Raw genomic sequence first — 21,017 nt, forward strand, 5'->3', positions numbered from 1 at the left:
AAAAGTGAAGGAATGGATATAATGATTGTAAAAACAGATGAAGAACTTCAAGCGTTAAGAAAGATCGGAAAAATTGTCGCGGTTATTCGGGATGAAATGCGCAGCTTTACGAAGCCCGGCATTACGACAAAAGAAATTGATGAGCTTGGCGGCCGCTTGTTTGCGGAACATGGAGCGGTATCCGGCCCAAAAGGGGAATATGATTTCCCAGGTTTTACGTGTATCAGCGTCAATGATGAAGTCGCTCATGGCATTCCTGGCAGCCGCGTCATTCAAGAAGGAGACATTGTCAATATTGACGTTTCGGGCTCATTGGATGGCTACTTTGCGGATACCGGCATTTCGTTTGTTGTCGGGGAAGGAGACGTTGTTTTAACGAAGCTGTGTGAAGCGGCTGAACAGGCTTTTGAACGTGGTTTGCTGAAAATTAAAGCAGGAGCGAAGCAAAATCAAATTGGCAAAGCAGTGGCTAATGAAGCACGCCGTAACGGATTTGCAGTGATTAAAAACTTGACGGGACATGGCATCGGTAAATCGCTTCATGAAGCGCCAGACCATATTTTAAATTATTTTGACCCGTGGGACAATGCTCTTTTGAAAGAAGGAATGGTGATCGCATTTGAACCGTTTGTTTCAGAAAAAGCAGATATGATTAAAGAATCAGGTGACGGTTGGACGTTTAAAACACCAGATGGCAGCCGTGTGGCACAAATTGAGCATACAGTAGTAGTCACAAGAGAAGAACCAATTATTTTAACGAAATAATCAACAAGCATTCACCAAATGGTGAATGTTTTTTTAAATCGGAACAGTTACTGTTTACAAATCGGAATGATTACTATATTATAAAAGACACACTTACTTTTGGAGGGGATATACGTGAAAAAGTGGACATTGGCAACTGCGAGCCTTTTATTGGCGCTTGCTGCGTGCGGAAATGAAAGCAGTGAAACATCCAATGAAACAAATGAATCAACTGATGAAGTGTTGACAGTTTATACAACCATTTATCCGCTCCAATACTTTACAGAACGAATCGGCGGCGGGACGGTAGAAGTAGAAAGCATGCTGCCGGCAGGTGCAGATGAGCATACATATGAGCCTACATCCAAAACCATGCTTGATATTGCGGCTGCCGACTTGTTTTTGTACAACGGTCTTAACCTGGAGCCATTTGCAGAAAAAGTAGAAGAAACCCTTTCAGCTGAAGATGTCGTAATTGTTAACGTCGGTGAGCACGTGGATATTGAAGCGGGCCATGAACATAGTGCTGGGGAAGAAGAGCATACAGAGGACGAACATGATCATGAAGCAGAGGATGACGGCCATGATCACGGCGGAGTAGACCCTCATATTTGGATTGATCCGACACTGGCTGAGCAAATGGCCGAAGTGGTAAAGGATGAGCTGGTGGCGCTTAATTCTGATGAAGAAGCGCTTTACAATGAAAATTACGAGGCGCTTGCCAAGGAACTTGAACAGCTGGATGAAGATTTTCACACAATGGCGGATGGAGCAGTGCAGAAAGAAATTCTCGTTTCTCATGCGGCCTACGGCTATTGGGAAGAGTCATACGGTATTGAACAGCTTAGTGTAGCCGGTCTATCACCGACGGATGAACCGTCACAAAAAGAGTTAAAAGAACTGGCAGATACTGCGACGGAACATGGCATCCGCTACGTAATTTTTGAGCAGAACATTACACCGAAAATTGCAGAAGTGATCCAAAAGGAAATCGGAGCTGAATCCCTTCGTCTTCACAACTTAGCTACGTTAACAGAAGAGGATATAGAAGCTGGGGAAGATTATATGTCGATTATGGAACAAAATATCGAGACGCTCAAAACTGCTATGAACAAATAAGAAAAGCCGCTTCTAGAAGTTATTGCTTCGGAAGCGGCTTTTTGCGTATTGACTCAATGGAAAATAACTGAATAAAATCAATGACACGCGACGCGATCCATTGACAAACAATTGCGTAAAGAATTGTTTTTACATCGACAACGAGGCCAGTCGCAATTAAGATCGTTGTATTTATATAAAAAAGAGACCGGCCCGGCGGCCAATTGCGCCATTTTGACAGAATAAGAGCGGCGATGTCCATACCGCCGGAAGAAGCGCCCGATTTGAACAACATGCCAAGCCCAATGCCGAAAAGAAGGGCACCGGCAGGAAGGTCTGTCCAGATTGTTCCTAGGGGAACCGGAAAAAAAGGCGTTAAACAGTTAATAACCATCGCTGCAATCGTCACACAATACATGGTGCCAGCGGCTGTTTTCAGACCGAGCCATTTAAACGCCAGCACGATCATCACAACGTTAACACCCCAAATCGATGCGGCATAAGGCGTATGGAATAGATGATTCATCATAATACTAATGCCGGCCGCCCCACCGGATGAAATTGCATGCGGAAATAAAAAAATCGACATAGCCGCTGCCTGAAGACAAGCACCAGCTGTCCAAAACACTACTTTCACGAACGTCACCTCTGCTTGTCATCATAACGCATTTAGCGATGAATAGGAAAGCCATTTTTGACGCTCTAAAGAGAGGCTGTTAAAATAAAGAAAATACATAGCGGAGATGATGAGCATGAACGTTGCTGAAATGATACAGGCACAGCAGGCTTTTTTTGATTCGGGAGCCACCCGCAGCGTTGACTGGCGAATAAATCGTCTGAAGGAATTAAAACAAGCAATTAAAAAACGTGAAGATGAGATAATGGAAGCATTACACCTCGATTTACGAAAAAATAAATTTGAAGCGTATACAACCGAAATTGGATTTTTGTATGAAAGCATTCGTTTCATGATTCGACATTTGCGGGAATGGGCTGCTGCTGAGAAAGTGAAAACGCCTATTCATCAACAGCCGGCTGAAAGCTATATTGTGCCAGAACCGTATGGCAGTATCCTCATTATTGGTCCATTTAATTACCCATTCCAGCTTGTCGCAGAACCGCTCATCGGTGCCATTGCGGCAGGAAACACAGCGATTGTTAAGCCGTCAGAAAGCACTCCACATACATCAGCTGTCTTAAAAGCGCTCCTTGAAGAAACGTTTGATTCAGCATTTATCGGGGTGCAGGAAGGCGGTAAAGAAACCGTAACAGCCTTGCTCAATGCACCATTCGATTATATCTTTTTTACCGGAAGTGCGGCAACGGCGAAAGTAGTCATGGGCGCCGCCGCAAAGCAGCTTATTCCCGTAACATTAGAACTTGGCGGCAAAAGCCCCGCGTTTATCGATTATTCCGCCGATTTGAGAAATGCAGCCCGGCGCATTGCCTGGGGTAAATTTTCCAATGCTGGCCAGACATGTATTGCTCCAGATTACGTTCTTATCCATCAAAATGTGAAAGAATCCTTTTTAAAAGAATTAAGACTCGCTGTATTTGATTTTTATGGAAAAGATCCACAGAACAGCCCGGATTTTGGACGTATTGTGAATGAACGGCAATTTGACCGGCTGCAAACAATGCTTTCTAAAACTGCAGGCACCGTTTTAAAAGGCGGCGAAATGGATCGGGAAGATTTATTTATCGCGCCAACGATCGTTGAAGCGGAATGGGATGACGCATTAATGGAAGAGGAAATTTTTGGTCCGATTTTGCCCGTTCTCTCTTATACGGAACTGGATCAGGCAATTAAGCGGGTGAAAAAGTTTCCGAAACCGCTTGCTCTCTACGTTTTCACAAAAGAAAAATCAATGGAAGAAAAAGTTATCTCGTCTATCCAGTTTGGCGGTGCATGCATTAATGACACACTTATTCATGTATCAAGTCCATATTTGCCATTTGGCGGTGTTGGGGCTTCTGGGATGAATGCGTACCATGGAAAAGCAAGTTTTGATCTTTTTTCACATAAAAAAAGCATTTTGCGTAAAAAATCATCGCCTCAGTCAAATTTGCTTTATCCTCCATATGAAGGCCGTGTGAATACTGTCCGGAAAGTCTTGCGCTAGGCAGGGAAACAAGTCCTTAGAGTGGAATGTATTATAGAAAGAAGAACGGGAGGGAAAATACGTGCCGATCAGCCTTGACCGACTAAAAGTACCGGATGAATTTGTCTTAACACAAGAAGAAGTAATAAAAGCAGTGATAGATTATTTAATCACACATGGCTGGACTGTGCAATTGGAAGCAGCAGCCGGCGGGCATGACCTTGTCGCAGCCAAACAGGAATGGAATGCTTATATAAAATGCAAAGGGTCACGTGGGAAACGACAGCAGGAAGGTATGGTATATGATAATAACCAGCTTCGCGGAAACACGGGGGATCAAATTGAAAAATTGATTCGTGTACAGGGAGAAGCCGCAAACCCAAGCCTGTTTATTATGGCGAATCCAGGCCTTGACCGTATGAAATGGGTGGTCTCAAAACTCGAGACCGGTCTTGATAAATTGGATATTATTAGGGTGTGGATCTATCCGGATCGTACAATAAAATGGGACATTCCGGCACACCTTTTGCACATTGTAAGAACATTGGGAATTGAGAAAAATTGAAAGGTTGCGGTTGCACGCAAAAAAAAAAGATGCTATAGTAAAGATAGTTGTTCGCTCGTTTCAAAAGGAATCACGTCCAGTGTTTCATCTTGAAATAACAGCAAACAGCAAGAAAAGATTTGCGCATCAAGCGCGAGGAGGACATAACATGCTAGAAGGTAAAGTAAAATGGTTTAATGCAGAAAAAGGCTTCGGTTTTATCGAAGTTGAAGGACAGGACGATGTATTCGTTCATTTCTCAGCTATTCAAGGTGAAGGCTACAAATCACTTGAAGAAGGCCAAACCGTGAAATTTGAAGTGGTTGAAGGACCACGTGGCCCACAAGCTGCTAACGTAGAAAAAAATTAATTCTGACTGAAACCATAACAGGTGAAGCTAATGCTTCACCTGTTTTTCATTTTTTGAAGCTCTTATTTTGAAAACGTATACTTTGTAAACGTTATTAATACGTGTGCGGGCATTTGGCACAAAAACACTACATTTCCAAGCTGGAAATAGGTGTTTTTTCAAAAAAAATGAGTAGAATAAGTGATGGCAAAGAAATGAATAAAGAGCGCTCAGGAGGATGATTATGATCTATATTGCAGCAGCGATTATTGTTATTGTCGGAACAGTACTGGTGAGCCGGTTATTATCCGGTCATAAAGTGGAAGATGGAGTACTCGTTATAAAAACAGGCAACCTGGAGACATTTATTCCAATGAACGAAATCGTTGAAGTATTTGAAATGGATGAAATGTCAGAGAATGCGTCCTTTTTTGAAAAATATATTGTCCGTCCGTATGTAAAAAAAGAACGGATAGCGGTTTATACACGCTCCAATGTATCTTACTTTTTTATATTGCGTGATCCGGATCGCCTCGTTAAATCCGTGAAAGCGCAAAACCCAAATGTATACATTAAAGCAAAAGTCATTTAAAACGGACAAAGCTCCGTTTTTTCTTTTTGAATTTTAAAGTAAACAATAATTTAATTATGTAAACTTAAAATTGCTGTTTACAAATGAAAGAGAAGCTGTTATTTTATAGTAGTTACGGTGAACAAAAAAAGGGGTTATCAATCATGGTGGCAATCTTTACAGAGAGTCAAGCAGAAGCAGTTGTGACGGATTCATCATATTGCTGGAAGAAAAATAGTGTTAAAATTGAAGATGGGTATTTAAAAAGTACAGGAATGGTGACGCATACGCGTATACCACTCAAACATGTGGATACTGTTGTATACTCATATAACCCAAAAAAACCGGCAATTGTACCCGTGTTGAAAATTATCGGTAAAGGCGCTGTTTTATGCGAAATGGAGATTTCAGCGGAACACATTGAAGCAGTACAAGATTGGGTCCTGCATGTAATTGAACATTCATAAAGATATACAGCCGCCTCACATCGGGCGGCTTTTTGCATGAGAAAGGATGAGAACATTGAAAGGATCTTCACACATGGTTATTGGCGCAGCAACAGGTGTCGGTGTGGCGGTCTGGATGCAGTCGCCGCTGATTGACACAGCACTTTTTGCTTGTACAGGGGCAGTTGCTGCTTTAGTGCCAGACCTTGATGTAAATGGGAAACTCGCTAATAAGATTACCGTTGAAAAAAAATGGCTTATTTTATTTTTTGCTGCAGCAGGTTTGCTGCTTGCTCTTTACAGCTATTTTATGCTTTTCGGTGTAAAGCAGGCGGCCGGATTTATCGTCAGCGTCGGATTGCTGCTTTTGCCGAGATTATTCATTAAACAAAGAATGATGCTTTTCTTAACAGGAGCGTTGGTTGTATACGCAGGCTGGTACATAAATGAAGCCTGGATCATGTACATAGGATTTTTCATTTTATTTGCTTCACTCGTTTCACACCGGACGTGGACGCATTCGATCGTTGGCATCGCGCTTTTTTATTTCGTCGCTGCTGAAATTACACGGGCTTACCCATCCGACGGGCTTCTTGCCGTTCTTCTTTTGAGTTACATTTCCCATTTATTAGCTGACATGAAATTGCTTCCGGCCAATAAAAAAGGAACTAAGTTTTTTTACCCTGTCTGGAAAAAAGAATTTTAATGCCGTTTTTACGGCATTTTTTATTAATACATTATGTGCTAAATTCAAACAATAATTTTTAAAAACCTTATTAAAATAATAAAAATAAGGGAATAAAAATAAAAAGAATGGGGGAGATTTATTTATGTGGAAAGAAATTTTTTCAAGTATTGGAATCGATAGTGTAAAAGTAGATACGGTTTTAGAAAATCAAACAGCTGCACTAGGTGAAACAGTAAATGGGCGAATTCTTATTGAAGGCGGCCTGGCAGATGAACCAATCAAAAAAATTCAAGTGCTGCTTTATTTACAATATGAAAAGGTAAAAGAAGACAGTGATTTTACCTGGCATGATAAACACATTGAAGAAGTGAATATTGAATTAAACAGAAACATAAAAGCAGGAGAGGCGGACTCCATCCCATTTTCACTAAAACTTCCTGAAAAAGGACCCAAAACAGATGATACACATAAATGGTATATCCGGACGAAAGTATTTATCGATCAAGCGGTTGATCCGGAAGATGAGGACCAAATTATCGTTCAGTAAAAAAAGAATTTTTTCTGCTTTTTATTTGAAAACATTTGACAACTCATTTACTGTGTTATATATTAATAACACAAAATAAAAATTGTTATATAACAGAAAGGGTGAGCAAATTGGAAATGTATCGAGAAGCTTATGAATATTATACGCAAATGTGTGAGGGCTTTGGAATGAAGAGTATTCCGTTTTATCGCTTTATGCACAACTTAACAGAAGATCAAATTCAATTGTATATCCAAAAAGCCATTTAAAATAGAAGAGAAAGGACTGATTGTTACGGAAACAGCCAGTGAGGATGCAGTTTAAAAACCCCGTCAGCAAAACAATGCAGACGGGGTTTACACATGCTTATTTTAAATGGGCCGCGCAATATTCACGAACAAGTTTTACTTCATCATCTTCAAGTTCAAAATCCAGGACCGTATCATCTGCGCGGTTATGCAAAAACAAGCTGGCTATTTTATGTTCCGATTCTGTTACTACATATAGTACACGGATGTAAAAACCTTCCGGTGAATATAATTCATCTTCCTCTTCAACTGCTGCAAAAAGATGGTACTCATACCGACTTCCTTCTAAAATGCCAAACGGGTCATCCGTTTTCTCAAGTGTATGGTCTGTAATTATCATGTTTTGTTTCCTCCTATTTTCATTTAGATAATGCAATAATCCATTTCTTCATCCGTTTAATGCCTTCTTCAAATTGATCAGGGGGGGCATACCCAAAAGATAATCGGATCGCGCGTGACGTTCCTTCTGTATAAATACTGCCCGGATGAAATAAAATACCTTCATTTAATGCTTCTGTACATAATTCTTTTAATGAAATGTTTTGATTCAGGCGAAGCCAAATGAAAAATCCACCGCTTGGTATCGTCCATTCTGCCAAATCTGACAAGTGTCGTTGTAATGAAGCGGAGGCTGCCTGACGTCGTTTCAGCAATTCTTTTCGGACGTATTCAAGATGATGTTCGTAAAGTCCTTCGCCAAGCCATTCAGCAGCCACACGCTGCGAGAGAGAACTTGTTCCATAATCCGCCTGCATTTTTACATTGGATAATCGCTCAATGACTGAATCAGTTCCGGCAATCCAGCCAATACGAAGACCAGGGCTTAACGTTTTCGACAAACTGCCAATATAAAGGACATTTCCCGAGCTGTCCATCGATTTAAGAGAAGGCGGCGGCGGCGCGTCAAGCCATAAATCACGATATATGTCATCCTCAATAATTGGCAGCCTATTTGAGCTGCAATAAGACAGAATTTCTTTCCTTCTCGCTTCGCTCATTAAAATACCGGTCGGATTATGGAAACATGGAATCGTATAAAGCGCCCCTTTTTGACCGGATGTCCAAGCAGATTGCAGTAATTCCGGCCGCAGTCCTTCATGATCCATTTGAATGCCTTTTAGAGACATGCCAAGCGACTGAAATGTATGGATAGAATACAAATAAGAAGGCTCCTCAAGTAAAATCGATGAACGGTGTTCGAGCAGGCCGGATGCGATTAATTGAAACCCTTGCATTGCGCCGGAAACAATTAATATGGACGATGGAGTAACGGGCGTTCCTTGACGAGTCATATAGCCGGCAATCGCTTCACGAAGCGGTTCATATCCACCTCGATCTTCATAGCCGAGCGAGTTGATTTTTCCTGACACCCGGCTGAGTATATCATTTAAATAGTTTTCTGGAAACACATCTTCCGCAAGCTCACCTTTGCTTAAATCGATAATGCCAGTATGTGCTGTTTGAGATGCCGGCTTATTGTCAGGAGGCAGTGAAGCGAGAAGAGACCATGTGTTATTAGCGACAATCGTTCCTTTTCCCATGACACCTTCAATGATGCCGTCCGCTTTTAGTTGTTCAAGTGCGGCAATAACCGTACTGCGGTTAACGGATAAATCTTCGGCTAAAACGCGCTGGCTTGGGATTTTCATGCCGAGCGACCATTTGCCGAGGGCAATTTGGTCTTTAATCCAGCTGGCGACTCCATCTGATTTAATGCTTCGCTTCATGAGCTGTCCAATGCTCATGGAAAAATTGATCACGCCCCGACTGGTGACGGTCTGATTCATATTCTTCCTTATGAGTTTGATAAAAATTCTGATGATAATCTTCTGCCGGATAAAAGCGGCCTGCCGGCAAAATCGGGGTAACGATCATTTTCTTAAATAACCCACTGTCCGCAAGCTTCTTTTTTGAACGCTCTGCCGCTTCTTTCTGCTCAGCTGTTAGATAAAAAATAACAGCTCGGTATGAATCACCGCGATCCTGAAATTGGCCTTCATCATCCGTCGGGTCAATTTGCTGCCAATAAATTTCAAGGATTTGATCGTATGAAAAAACATCTGCGTCATACGTGATTTCCACCGCTTCTTTATGGCCGGTGCTGCCGGTTTTTACTTGTTCGTACGTTGGATTTTCAACATGACCACCTGTATAACCGGAGACGACCAATTCAATGCCTTCCCACTGATCAAACGGCTTGACCATACACCAAAAGCAGCCGCCGGCGAAAATTGCTGTTTCTTTTTTCATCGCTGAAATTCCTTTCTTTCTGTAAAAGCTTTTCGTTTTGTAAAGTCCGAATCGGGATAATACGCCTTTTTAACGAGCAAATTCGGACCAAGGCACCGAACGGAAGAACAATGACAGTCAATTTCCTTCGCCAGCACGGAATTAGTCCAGACATCAAAGGATTCCTGAAGGGTATTGGTTTGAATATTACCAAGAGACGGGGCATCGGCAAAATCCGTCACAATCACATCACCGGAAAAAATATTCACATTTAAACGTGAACGGCCATCAGGATCATTGCGGACAGTTACGAGCGGTTCATTTTGCAGGCGGAAGACAAGCTCACGATCCCGTTCATCCGGGCTGCAGGCAAAAAACGGCAGCGTCCCAAAGAGCATCCACACATTCGGATTGCGTACGTCAAGCAAATGATGGATCGCACTGCGTGTTTCATCCAGAGTTAACGATTCAAGTGCACTTGCGAAATCACTTTGATTCATGGAATATGTGGAATCTTGCATCTTATCTAATGCAGTTATACCAACAAATCCACTGTCATACATAGGGTGAATTTCATGCCTTTTGCAGCCCATCTCCTCTACTACCTGCTTATGAATCTTTTCTAAGTGAGGAGCTGTTCTGCTGTTTAACATTGTCTCAGCAGATACCATAACTCCCATTTCAGACAGAGCTTTAGAGTTACTAATCATTCTGTCAAAAAGTGCCTTTCTCTGTTCCCTTGTACCTTTTCTTTTCATCATGGCAAATCCTGTATCTATAAACTCATCCTCTGTTACCCAATTATGAGAAATGTGTAATACATCTAAATAAGGAGCAATCAGTTTGTATCTGTCAAGGTCAAGAGTCAGGTTAGAATTTATCTGAGTGTATATACCTCTCTCATGAGCATATTTCAGTAAAGGCAATACATAATTTTCTACTGATTTTAAGGACATCATAGGCTCTCCTCCTGTGAGGCTCATTGTCCTCAAGGTAGGAATCTCATCTAATCTTTGTATCAGTAGTTCTAAAGGTAATGCTTTTGGGTCTTTATGTTGGAGGGTATGTCCTACAGCACAGTGAGCACATCTCATATTACAGAGGGTAGTGGTAGTAAATTCTATACTTGATAAAGTTGTTTTACCATATCTCTCTACATCTAAGTAAGCCTCCCATGCATCAGTAGCAGGCGTCTGCTTGCTTTTGGGTATGGTTCTAAATTGGTTAATCATTTCAACTACTCCTATCTTATTAATCCTCTATTATTATGAGCAGGTGGCATAACTTATGTCAATGTGTAACTCCTTATAACATGTAAAGTTCATTGGAACATTGAATGTAATAAATCTTTCACCTCTCTAAATACTTGTTATAATAGGCTTTAGGTTACATAGAGGAAGAAAGGGAGTTAAGGGATGGCACAAGTACAGAAAAAGCTAGTAGCAATCTATGTAAGAAAGTCAGGGCTTAAAGATGCTGACAGTATGGAGATAGGCAGACAGCTTGAGCTACTTACTGATTATGCAGAAAAGAATAATATGGAGTATGAGGTATTCTCTGAGGAGGGTAGCTCTGAGGATTGGAATAGACCACAGTTTCAGAGGATGTTGATGGAGCTGAAAAGGAATATATATGATGGAGTCCTTTGTACAGACCAAGACAGATTAACAAGGGATAGAACAGACTTTGGACTATTTGTTAGGTTTATGAAAAATGAGGGATTACAGCTCTTTACTCTTAACAAAACTTATAACTTTATGAATGATGGTGACATTTTTACATCAGGTATTCAGTCTGAGATGTATAACCATTTTATGAGGATGACTAAGAGAAAGCTCAAAAGGGGTAGAATCCAAGCTATTAAGAAAGGTGTATTCTTTGGGATTGCTCCTTATGGCTATGATAAAGATGAGGCAAAGCATCTGATACCTCATCCTGTAGAGGCTCAAGTAGTAGAGGACATCTATAGTATGTATGTCAATGATGGACTTAATCAGGCTGAGATTGTAGAGCAATTAGCTATGAGAGGTAAGCTGACTAGAGCAGGTAAGCCTTTTACAGTCAGAGCTACATCCTTAATACTGTCTAATGTAGCTTACAGAGGGATTGTACATTATGAGTTAGAGGGTGAGGATGTTATCCATGTAGAGGAGGCTCATCCTGCTTTAATTGATGCTGATACTTACAATAAGGCTCAGGCTATAAGAGTAGGTAAAAGGGTAGTACCTCAGCAGTCTCAGAGAGGCATATATACTCTGTCTAGGTTGCTTGTATGTCCTAAGTGTGGACAAACATTATCCTTTTGTATGAAATACAATAACAGGAAAGGGAGAGCTGCTTTAGATAAGGACTCTAGAGAGCTGTATGTCCTTAACTGTCATGCCTCTAAAGGTCAGAAAGCTAAAGCAGAGCATAAGGCATCAGGAGAGGCTAGATGTAAAAACAATGGTATCAGGTCAGCTAGAGTAGAGCAGGACATATTTAACAAGCTCAGGGAGTATCTGACAGACTTAGATGCAAAGATAGAGGCTATTGTAGCAGGTGATAATACCTCCTTAAATGCTGTAGCTGTTAAACAACAGGAGCTAACTCTCCAATACAATAAGTTAGAGGCTCAAAAAAAAAGGGTACAGGATGGCTTTAAAGCAGGTATATATGAGCAGGATGAGGCTACTGATGAGATTAAGTCCATTAAGGAGCAACAGATAGCAGTACAGCAGGAGCTGAAAAACCTAGAGGGAGCAGATGCTAAGTCTGAGGTAGACAGACATAAGAAAGCTAAGGCTAAGGTAGAGATGCTTTTTTCTATGGATGTAGAGGCTAATCCTACAAAGGCTAATAAGCTGTTACATAAGATTGTAGATAAAGTTTACTATTGGAAAGAGCAGTCTGATGTAGGTGGAGAAAAGGACTTTGTTACTGTAATTAAATACAAAGGAGAGCTGTAGGATGGGCAGGATTATAAACTATGTCACTTTATCTATCGTAAACTGTTCCTTTCTGTCGCGCGGTCACAGTCGTCGTCGTAAATTCAATATTGGACAGCCGGCAGAACTGGACTGATCGATATCTATGTAGCTTTCCCACGGATCAAACGCAGGCGAAATTATATTTTTCATTTGAAACACCTCTTTATCTTTCAACAAGTAATTATACCGCTTTTTCAAGGAATTGAAAAAAGAAAGGTGAATTTACAGTTATTTAGAAAATATTCACATATTATTCATATTCAATTCGTATGATATAAAAAGAAGTAAAATTATAATTTTATTATGCGAAAGAGGTGCTTGAATGGGCAAAAGAAGAGGAAGTGTCTTGATTCACCGAACTGAACGCAAAAGCATGTGGCTGTATAATGATAAACCACGTATACTGATGAGCCTAAACCCGTTCAGAATTCAAAGACAGATTGATTCCATCTTTGTGCCATTTAAAAAAACATATCGACCGGATCCACCTTGACTGGCAGGACCATCGAAATAGCGAAAAGCGTTCATTCCTTCCCCTTTATTGCCATATTGCTTTTCTTCAAAAGAAAAAACAAGTATGATGTGTGGTAACAACATGTAAGGAGGAAGTACATAATGAAGAAGATAACAGGCTTGATGGGTGCTGCAATACTTACTGGAGGATTGCTTGCCGGCTGTTCAGCAGATTCTGAAAATGCGGCACCTGAAGAAGATACAGTAGAGGAAACAACAGTACCGGCAGAAACAGAAGAAACAGAGGAAACACAAAAAGCAGAACAAACGGCTGAAGATGCAGCAGGCAGTGCATCTGAATCAACAGAAAATGCTGCTAAAGAAGTAGATGAAGCCACACAGGATGCCCGGGACAGCCTTGGAGAAGCGGCAGATGCAGTCGAAGAAGAGGCGGCCGGCATTGGTGAAACAGTTGAAGAAGGCACGAATGATGTACAAGAGAGCATTGAAAATGAAACAGAAGAATCATCGGTTGAAGGAACAGAAGCAACTGGTACATTCAATGGTCTGGCTGATCCCCATACAGTTGAAATTGAAGTAGACGGCGTACCAAACGCGTATCAGGTAGAAGCCGGCAGTGAGACGATGGCCAAACTTGAAGCGATGGAAACAGGCGATAGTGTAACATTCGTTTATGTAGAAAACGGGGAACAACTCGTTATTAATGATGTAAAATAATAAATCAGAAAGCGTATCGTGTTCTGATGCGCTTTTTTTCGTTTAAAAGAGTAAGAAAAGGGAAGAAAAAACTATGCGATTTAATGGGCAATAGGGGGATGCGATATATGAATACATCTGGAATGCTGCGCGGTTATTTAGCCAAAGTAATGGATCAGGAAAGCTTCTTTTTTCATGTTATTAACTGCATGGAGAAACAGCTGGTTGATTGGGGCGTTAACACCATGCTTTTATTCAACTGGGAAAAGCAATCAGAGGATGTATTTGGTTTTTTTATTATCGATGGTTTTTCTTACTCTTTTGTTTTAAATAAACAAACATTAAGACAGCTGCAGGCACAGTCGCCTTACGCGATTGATCGTGCGCTTTGGGAATCGCTTATCCAGGATGGTTTTATCTTAAAAGAAAGCAGCTACATTCACAAAGCATTTATGTAAAAAAGCGCGCGGGAAATAATTCCCGCGCGCTTTTTTAATGCCGTATTTGCCCGGAACCGCGGACGAGTGATTTCACTGTTGTAATCGCTTTTAATCCCATTGGACCACGCGCATGGAGCTTTTGTGTACTAATACCAATTTCAGCGCCGTAACCAAATTGTTCTCCATCTGTAAATCGTGTGGAGGCGTTTCGGTATAAAACGGCGGCATCAATCCCACGGAAAAATAAATCCGCATGCTCATCGTTTTCTGTTACGATCGCTTCGGAATGCTTTGTACCGTAGCGGTTAATATGAGAAACGGCTTCCCGCGTATCTCCAACGAGCTTAGCAGAAAGTGTCATTGCTAAGTATTCCTGTCCCCAGTCTTCTTCAGAAGCAGGAATGACATTATTATACTCACGGGTTAATTCTTCATCTCCACGCACTTCTACACCCGCAGTCTGAAGGACGGACATTAATTCCTGCTGGTACGGCCAATCACGGTGGATCAAAAGGCTTTCTGCTGCATTGCACACAGATGGACGGTGTGTTTTTGCATTTAATGCAATGTTTATAGCCATCTCTTTTTCGGCCGATTCATCGATGAAAATATGGCAATTGCCAACGCCTGTTTCAAGAACAGGAACTGTAGACTGCTTGATAACAGATTGAATTAATCCGGCGCCCCCGCGCGGAATGAGCACGTCTAAATAATCATTTAGCTTAAACATTTCTGATGCGGTCGCTCGGCTTGTATCCTCCAAAAGCTGGAGCGCGTCAGTTGGAATTGGTGATTGATCAAGTGCCTGCTTCATAACAGCAGTCAGCGCTTTATTGGAATGGAGGGCAGATGTGCTTCCACGCAGCAATACTGCATTGCCTGCTTTCAAACAAAGTGTCGCAGCATCAACAGTTACATTTGGGCGTGCTTCATAGACCATGCCGACAACGCCAAGCGGAACACGAATCGTTTCAATATTCAGGCCGTGTTCCGTTGTCCATGATTCCACGACTTCCCCAATCGGATCGTCTAATTTCGTCAGCTGACGGACTGAGTTTGCAATCGCTGAAATGCGGTCTTCAGTCAGTTGCAGCCGATCGAGCAGTGAATCGGTGAAACCGGCTTCGCGCCCCGCATCCATATCTTGCTCATTAGCAGCTAAAATAGCAGGTGTCTGATCGATTAAAGCATCTGCAATAAGCAGAAGTGCGTCATTTTTCTCTTTCGTTGATTTCATCGCCATGTCAAAAGATGCTTGTTTTAAAAGCGTGGCTTTTTGTAAAAGTTCACTCATTTTCCCCACTCCTAGCCTTCATTTTTTAATGTGACCCAGTTGTCACGATGAATCACTTCAGCCCGTTCGTTAATTGAATACGCTTTTGCTTCAGGGCCTGGCAGTCCTTTCACTTTTTCAAGGTCGATAGATGAATAAAATACTTGGCCGCGGCCAAGGAGATTGCCGTTTTTATTGCGCACATCCACTACATCTAGTGCATCGAATAAACCGTCGATAGCTATAATTCCAACAGGAAGGAGGCTTTTCCGACCCTTTAGGACGGCGGTTTCCGCCCCAGTATCAATCGTAATGGTTCCAGATGGTTTAGCGTGGTGGGCAAGCCATTGCTTTTTTCGCTGCATATGCTGTTGCATCGGTGATCCGATGTACGTTCCATCGCCTTTTCCTTCGACGATGTCCAGCAGCTTGCGTTCACCAGTGCCATTGCCGATAAAAACAGAAACACCAAGAGATTGTGCTTTATCCGCTGCTAATAGTTTGGATTTCATGCCGCCGGTTCCGACTGACGACCCGCTTCCACCGGCTGCTTGGAGCATCTCGCTAGAAATAGCAGGGACGAAATTAAACCGCTTCGCATCCGGATTTGTTTTCGGGTTGCTGTCATAAAGCCCATTAATATCAGTTAAAATGACCAGTCCATCCGCCTGCAAAAAGCCGCTGACGAGTGCTGACAGCATATCGTTGTCTCCATACGTCAATTCTTCAATTGAAATAGAGTCATTTTCATTAATAATCGGCACGGCACCGCGATTTAAAAGTTCGGTCATCGATGTATAAAAATTTTGGAACCGTCCTTTTGAGTAAAAATCGCCTTTCGTCAAAAGTATTTGAGCAGCTGTAATGCCCTTTGGTGACAGGTGCGAAATGTATCGCTGAATTAATAAGCTTTGCCCAACGGCGGCAGATGCCTGGCGGGCAGCCATCACTTTCGGGCGGGATGGATAACCGAGTGCCCGAAAGCCGGCAGCCACTGCACCCGATGAGACAACAATGACTTCATGTCCCGCTTGTTTCATCGCCGAAATAGCCGACGTGTGGTCAGCAATTTTTTCTTCAACAATATTTCCGCTGTGATCTGTTAACGAACTGCTGCCGATTTTCACGACAATACGTTGTTTTTTCATGAGTCTTCATTCCTTTTCAATAAAAAAAAGCACACCGAATCGTCCATAAAGGACGGGTATGCTTTCCGTGGTACCACCTTTTTTGACGCGAAACTGCGCCCACTTTACATCCGTAACGGGGAAAAACCGGCTTATGTTTTCATAAGCAATGTTTACTAGGGCAGGTTCAATGATGTTTTCCGCAGGAGTTTTTCAGCCGGTGAACCCCTTCTCTGATCCGGATACATGTCATTTACTGATCCCATCATTTTATCAATATTCTTCTTTATTATCGTATATTCTGACTATTTGTCAAGTACAGGTGGGTGCTCCCGGATCACATCAAGAAAATGCTTAAGAATCCGGGCGGTTAATCCCCAAATGATTCGGTTTTCATAAAAATAAAAATATTCTTCCATTGATTTTGTTTGCCAGTTGTACTCTTTTCCCTGGCTAATTAAATGAAATGGAAAATTTTCGTCCGGCTCAGGTCGCAGCTGAATGTAATGAATGTCCGGAACTGCTTTTAATAAAAAATCAAGTGGCACTGTAAATATTTCATCGACTTCCGCCTTGTTTAAATTCATTTCGGACAAGTTAATCATTCCTGCGTAGGTGTAAATAATCGTACCGAACGGGGAGAGCATAAAGTCAAGAGGGAAGAGAAGATCAATATTCTCCGCTGGAACCCCAAGTTCCTCGTGTGCTTCCCGAATTGCCGCAAATTCAGGATCTGGATCGTCAAGGTCAATTTTACCGCCGGGAAAACAAATTTCACCTGGCTGCCGCCGCATAAACAGAGAACGGACTTCAAATAAAACATGAAGTCCATCTTCTTTTTGAACGAGAGGAAGCAGCAATGAAAATTTAGACAGATTTTCACTGCCCAGTATATCCGGGGTTCTGTGTAAAAAAACGGATTTTAATTCATCAATATTCATGCAAACAGCTCCAGATTTTTTCTTTTATTATAGTAGATTTACACGATTTAAAAAAGCCGGGCAGGGTGAGGAAGAGGTATTTGTGACAATTTATAATGCATACACACTTTTGCAGGGCTTTTGATCAGCAGTTATTCGATTCTTTTCTTGGTAGGTTTTTTCAAATGTGCATGGTATAGACACGAATTAATTCCTTAAAACACCATTTTATTGGAGTGGGATGGGTGGGTTCAACGATTAGAATAAAAACCACAAAATTCAATTTTACTATTTTAACAATGTGCATAATTCAAATTAAAAATAACCATATACAAAAGCAACAGACATCTTTTAGGGAAGCTGTCCCGCTTTTTTACTTGAAGCCGATAGGTGAAGCTGTCCGGACTTCGCGCACCTTAGGGCAGTGCGGAAGCCTCCTCGGCGTCCGCCTGCGGGGTCTTCCGACTCACTGTGCATCCCGCAGGAGTCTTCGCCCGAACGGCTTCACCAGGTGTTTAGAAAAGCAGCGATGGAGAGCGGGTCTTTATATACGGCAATTCTTTCACAATCGTCCGGGACATTTCTATGTATTCTTTCACTTAAAAAATTTAATTTGTCTACACGCTAACCATAGTTAAAACTATGGCCTATAAAAAAAGAATTATGTATGTACAAAAACGATATTAAAAAGGCTTTGTCACCATTAAAATAATCAACAGGACAGCTGCAAGGTGAGTAATACCATTAAATGACGCCATTTTTTTGCCAATATGAACATAAGAATCCGGAAAATTGTCTCCTTGATGAGCATCCAAAATTTTCTTTTGCTCAGCTATTTTCTTTAGAAGAATAACGGCAACAATTGGCTGAATTGATTGCTATGTAAATAACAAAAGACACAGAACTCTCCTCCTATAATTTCGGTAGAATCATCATGCTAAAAATAGTAATAAGATTGTTGAAAATATTTCAAAAAAGAAATTTCTTCTTTGTGATTTAAATATCGATTTTTCTTTTTACAATAAAATGCCAGTGAAATATGAGGAACTGCAGGAGAATGTAGATGGGAAAAGAATGTCTTCCTTTTGCTTCTAAAGACAGCGTCTTATCCGTATTCATAATTAGGAGCCAAAATAGATGGTGAAAAATTTTGATTTTACAGTGTGAAAATATTCAAAAAAAATGTATGATAGAAGAAGTACATACATCAGCGATGCGCTGACTAATTTTTACAAATGAGGAGTCCTGGAAGATGACACAAGAATTGACCGTACAATTAGCTGACAAAAAAAGAGAAAAACCCGATCAGGCAAATCTCGGGTTTGGCCGTGTTTTTACCGATCATATGTTTATGATGGATTATACGGAAGGCAAAGGATGGCATGATGCGCGCATCACTCCGTATCAGCCGATTACCCTCGATCCGTCGGCTATGGTGTTCCATTACGGACAGACGGTATTCGAAGGGATGAAAGCTTATTTAACGGAAGAAGGCCGCGTATTTTTATTCCGTCCGGAAAAAAATATGGAACGTCTAAACCGCTCAAACGACCGCCTCTGCATTCCGCAGATTGATGGTGACTTTGTCATCGAAGGATTAAAGCAGCTGATCAAGGTTGACCAGGAATGGATTCCAACTGCTGAAGGCACATCATTATACATTCGTCCGTTTATTATTGCGACAGAACCGTTCCTTGGTGTAGCGCCTGCAAAAAACTATACGTTTATGATTATTATGTCACCGGTGGGGCTTTACTACAAAGAAGGCATTGCACCGGTTAAAATTTTAGTGGAAAATGAATTTGTCCGCGCGGTAAAAGGCGGCACCGGCGAAGCAAAAACAGGCGGCAATTATGCATCCAGCTTAAAAGCGCAGGAGCTTGCGACTGGAAAAGAATATTCCCAGGTACTTTGGCTCGATGGAGTAGAGAAAAAATATATTGAAGAAGTTGGCAGCATGAATGTCTTCTTTAAAATCAACGGTGAAGTTGTTACGCCTGCACTGAACGGAAGCATTTTACATGGTGTTACCCGTGACTCGGTCATTCAATTATTGAAGCACTGGAATGTTCCCGTTTCCGAGCGCCGTATTTCAATGGAAGAAATTGCACAGGCACACCGTGACGAAAAATTGGAAGAAGCATTTGGTACAGGCACCGCTGCTGTTATTTCGCCGATCGGTGAGTTTTTCTGGGGTGATGAACAAATGGTATTGAACGGTGGAAAAACGGGAGAGTTATCGAAACGAATTTATGATACAATTACTGGCATTCAAAAAGGTGCTCTTGAAGATCCATTTGGCTGGGTAACAGAAGTACCGGTTTCTGCGGGAAAATAATAACATAAAGAATCAAAGGCTAAAAGCGTGGCGTCCTGCCGCAACGCCTTCGTGATCCACATCGTGCGGACCCAACGAACTGCTTTCGGGCAGTTCGTTTATTTTCTAAAAATAGAGGTGTTGAAATGTCAGCGGTTTCACTAGGATTTGATTTGTCATTGATTGATTTGCATGATTTGGGGTTATCGAGACGGACTAGTTCGTATGTTTTTCATGAATCGAAAAAAGCGATTATTGAAACGAGTGCAAGCCCATCTGTCCCTTATTTACTTCGCGGGTTAAAAGAGCTTGGAATATCACCGGAGGAAATTGAGTATGTCATTGTTACTCATATCCATCTTGATCATTCAGGCGGTGCGGGTTTGTTTTTACAGTCTTGTCCAAATGCAAAACTAGTTGTCCACCCAAAAGGCTCACGTCACTTAGCAGATCCGAGCCGGCTTATTGCAAGTGCAAAAATGGTGTACGGCGATCAGTTTGAAGACTTGTTTGATCCGATTGTGCCGATTCCTAAAGAACGAATTATCGAGATGGAGGATGGCGGGAAATTGGACCTTGGCGGACGGGAACTGGCATTTGTTCACACGCCTGGACATGCCAATCATCACTTTTCAATTTATGATAAAAAATCCAATGGAATTTTCACTGGTGACACGGCAGGTATCCAATATGCGCAGCTCACTGATGAAGGGTTTTCGTTTTATTTGCCAACGACATCACCGAATCAATTTAACCCGGATGAAATGAAAAAATCCATCCAAAAAATGATGTCGTTTAACCCGGAACGAATTTACTTTGGCCACTACGGAATGACGGAAGATCCGGAAACAGCCATTGACATGGTGATAGAATGGCTGGATATTTTCATGGAAACAGCAGTAGGAATAACAGATGCTGACGAACTTGCGGCCTTATTATATTCAAGAGCACAGCAGTATCTGTTTCAAAACGGCATAGATGATAATCATCCTGTACATGACATTCTCCGCATGGATTTTCATATTTGTTCTCAGGGGATTATTCTTTATAAAGAATTGAATAAGTAATCGACAAAGGGAGCCGCCAGTTTGAAGTTGGTCTTTACACATTCGGAGATAATCGAATTATTGGCTGTAGAAATTGCGCCGACCGTTCGAAGAGAAATTAATAAATAGACTACATACAAAAGCCGGCGA

Annotated in this window: 22 protein-coding genes; 14 read left to right on the top strand and 8 right to left on the bottom strand. The window is 41.6% G+C overall.

The window, feature by feature from the left end; all coding sequences use genetic code 11:
* The first annotated feature begins 21 nt into the window (after positions 1-21).
* Together map and VQ00_RS15435 are read left to right on the top strand one after the other, a co-directional pair.
* Positions 22-765 carry a type I methionyl aminopeptidase gene (gene map / locus VQ00_RS15430; RefSeq protein WP_046181019.1) on the top strand — a complete coding sequence of 248 codons (744 nt, stop codon included), beginning with the start codon at positions 22-24 and terminating at the stop codon, positions 763-765.
* Positions 766-879: 114 nt separating this feature from the next.
* Entirely contained in the window at positions 880-1,863 is a 984-nt protein-coding gene (locus tag VQ00_RS15435; protein WP_046181020.1) for a metal ABC transporter solute-binding protein, Zn/Mn family, read from the top strand.
* Positions 1,864-1,882: 19 nt separating this feature from the next.
* On the opposite strand, the gene VQ00_RS15440 is transcribed toward VQ00_RS15435, so the two are convergent.
* Complete coding sequence (locus tag VQ00_RS15440; RefSeq protein WP_245618132.1) at positions 1,883-2,479, bottom strand: YitT family protein; 597 nt, start codon at positions 2,477-2,479, stop codon at positions 1,883-1,885.
* Positions 2,480-2,588: 109 nt separating this feature from the next.
* On the opposite strand from VQ00_RS15440, the gene VQ00_RS15445 reads away from it, so the two are divergent.
* The 7 genes from VQ00_RS15445 (at position 2,589) to VQ00_RS15475 (ending at position 7,089) form a co-directional block, all read left to right on the top strand.
* Positions 2,589-3,965: an aldehyde dehydrogenase gene (locus tag VQ00_RS15445; protein ID WP_281175939.1), complete on the top strand. Its 1,377-nt coding sequence runs from the start codon at positions 2,589-2,591 to the stop codon at positions 3,963-3,965.
* A 61-nt stretch (positions 3,966-4,026) separates the two neighbouring features.
* Positions 4,027-4,509, top strand: a complete 483-nt coding sequence (locus tag VQ00_RS15450; RefSeq protein ID WP_046181023.1) for a hypothetical protein — start codon at positions 4,027-4,029, stop codon at positions 4,507-4,509.
* A 148-nt stretch (positions 4,510-4,657) separates the two neighbouring features.
* Entirely contained in the window at positions 4,658-4,858 is a 201-nt protein-coding gene (gene cspD / locus VQ00_RS15455; protein ID WP_046181024.1) for a cold-shock protein CspD, read from the top strand.
* Between the two features lie 223 nt (positions 4,859-5,081).
* Positions 5,082-5,429 (top strand): hypothetical protein, encoded by a 348-nt coding sequence (locus VQ00_RS15460; RefSeq protein ID WP_046181025.1) that lies wholly within the window; start codon positions 5,082-5,084, stop codon positions 5,427-5,429.
* 143 nt (positions 5,430-5,572) lie between these two features.
* Entirely contained in the window at positions 5,573-5,875 is a 303-nt protein-coding gene (locus VQ00_RS15465) for a hypothetical protein (protein ID WP_046181026.1), read from the top strand.
* Positions 5,876-5,930: 55 nt separating this feature from the next.
* Positions 5,931-6,560, top strand: coding sequence for a metal-dependent hydrolase (locus VQ00_RS15470; RefSeq protein WP_046181027.1), 630 nt, complete (start codon positions 5,931-5,933; stop codon positions 6,558-6,560).
* 124 nt (positions 6,561-6,684) lie between these two features.
* A complete protein-coding gene (locus tag VQ00_RS15475; protein WP_046181028.1) occupies positions 6,685-7,089 on the top strand; it encodes a sporulation protein in 405 nt (134 codons plus the stop codon).
* 345 nt (positions 7,090-7,434) lie between these two features.
* Here VQ00_RS15475 and VQ00_RS15480 read toward each other — a convergent pair whose 3' ends face one another.
* From VQ00_RS15480 to yfkAB, 4 genes are read right to left on the bottom strand one after another with little or no spacing between them, the layout of a single operon-like run.
* Positions 7,435-7,716: a DUF6509 family protein gene (locus tag VQ00_RS15480; protein WP_046181029.1), complete on the bottom strand. Its 282-nt coding sequence runs from the start codon at positions 7,714-7,716 to the stop codon at positions 7,435-7,437.
* 19 nt (positions 7,717-7,735) lie between these two features.
* Positions 7,736-9,121 carry an aminotransferase-like domain-containing protein gene (locus tag VQ00_RS15485; RefSeq protein WP_046181030.1) on the bottom strand — a complete coding sequence of 462 codons (1,386 nt, stop codon included), beginning with the start codon at positions 9,119-9,121 and terminating at the stop codon, positions 7,736-7,738.
* On the bottom strand, positions 9,087-9,626 hold the full coding sequence (gene msrA / locus VQ00_RS15490; protein ID WP_046181031.1) for a peptide-methionine (S)-S-oxide reductase MsrA: 540 nt from the start codon (positions 9,624-9,626) through the stop codon (positions 9,087-9,089). The genes VQ00_RS15485 and msrA overlap by 35 nt, the downstream gene beginning before the upstream one ends.
* A complete protein-coding gene (gene yfkAB / locus VQ00_RS15495) occupies positions 9,623-10,837 on the bottom strand; it encodes a radical SAM/CxCxxxxC motif protein YfkAB (protein ID WP_046181032.1) in 1,215 nt (404 codons plus the stop codon). The genes msrA and yfkAB overlap by 4 nt, the downstream gene beginning before the upstream one ends.
* A gap of 183 nt (positions 10,838-11,020) precedes the next feature.
* Here yfkAB and VQ00_RS15500 point away from each other — a divergent pair, with 183 nt between their 5' ends.
* The 3 genes from VQ00_RS15500 to VQ00_RS15510 all read left to right on the top strand — a co-directional run bounded on the left by VQ00_RS15500 (position 11,021) and on the right by VQ00_RS15510 (position 14,202).
* Positions 11,021-12,553, top strand: coding sequence for a recombinase family protein (locus tag VQ00_RS15500; protein WP_046181033.1), 1,533 nt, complete (start codon positions 11,021-11,023; stop codon positions 12,551-12,553).
* Between the two features lie 636 nt (positions 12,554-13,189).
* Positions 13,190-13,765 carry a hypothetical protein gene (locus VQ00_RS15505; protein WP_046181034.1) on the top strand — a complete coding sequence of 192 codons (576 nt, stop codon included), beginning with the start codon at positions 13,190-13,192 and terminating at the stop codon, positions 13,763-13,765.
* Between the two features lie 107 nt (positions 13,766-13,872).
* Positions 13,873-14,202, top strand: a complete 330-nt coding sequence (locus VQ00_RS15510; protein ID WP_046181035.1) for a hypothetical protein — start codon at positions 13,873-13,875, stop codon at positions 14,200-14,202.
* Between the two features lie 34 nt (positions 14,203-14,236).
* Here the strand turns inward: VQ00_RS15510 and VQ00_RS15515 are convergent, their stop codons facing one another.
* The 3 genes from VQ00_RS15515 to VQ00_RS15525 all read right to left on the bottom strand — a co-directional run bounded on the left by VQ00_RS15515 (position 14,237) and on the right by VQ00_RS15525 (position 17,525).
* On the bottom strand, positions 14,237-15,478 hold the full coding sequence (locus tag VQ00_RS15515; RefSeq protein ID WP_046181036.1) for a glutamate-5-semialdehyde dehydrogenase: 1,242 nt from the start codon (positions 15,476-15,478) through the stop codon (positions 14,237-14,239).
* 11 nt (positions 15,479-15,489) lie between these two features.
* The gene (proB, locus tag VQ00_RS15520; protein ID WP_046181037.1) at positions 15,490-16,605 is read right to left on the bottom strand and encodes a glutamate 5-kinase; all 1,116 of its coding nucleotides are present in this window, start codon (positions 16,603-16,605) and stop codon (positions 15,490-15,492) included.
* A 284-nt stretch (positions 16,606-16,889) separates the two neighbouring features.
* Positions 16,890-17,525, bottom strand: coding sequence for an NUDIX hydrolase (locus tag VQ00_RS15525; RefSeq protein ID WP_046181038.1), 636 nt, complete (start codon positions 17,523-17,525; stop codon positions 16,890-16,892).
* Between the two features lie 1,231 nt (positions 17,526-18,756).
* On the opposite strand from VQ00_RS15525, the gene VQ00_RS15530 reads away from it, so the two are divergent.
* Both VQ00_RS15530 and VQ00_RS15535 read left to right on the top strand, forming a co-directional pair.
* Positions 18,757-19,842 carry a branched-chain amino acid aminotransferase gene (locus VQ00_RS15530; RefSeq protein WP_046181039.1) on the top strand — a complete coding sequence of 362 codons (1,086 nt, stop codon included), beginning with the start codon at positions 18,757-18,759 and terminating at the stop codon, positions 19,840-19,842.
* A gap of 125 nt (positions 19,843-19,967) precedes the next feature.
* Positions 19,968-20,888 (top strand): MBL fold metallo-hydrolase, encoded by a 921-nt coding sequence (locus VQ00_RS15535; RefSeq protein WP_046181040.1) that lies wholly within the window; start codon positions 19,968-19,970, stop codon positions 20,886-20,888.
* The last annotated feature ends 129 nt before the right edge of the window (positions 20,889-21,017 follow it).

Origin of the sequence: Domibacillus tundrae (assembly GCF_000970675.1) — a bacterium.
Taxonomy (GTDB): Bacteria; Bacillota; Bacilli; order Bacillales; family Domibacillaceae; genus Domibacillus; species Domibacillus tundrae.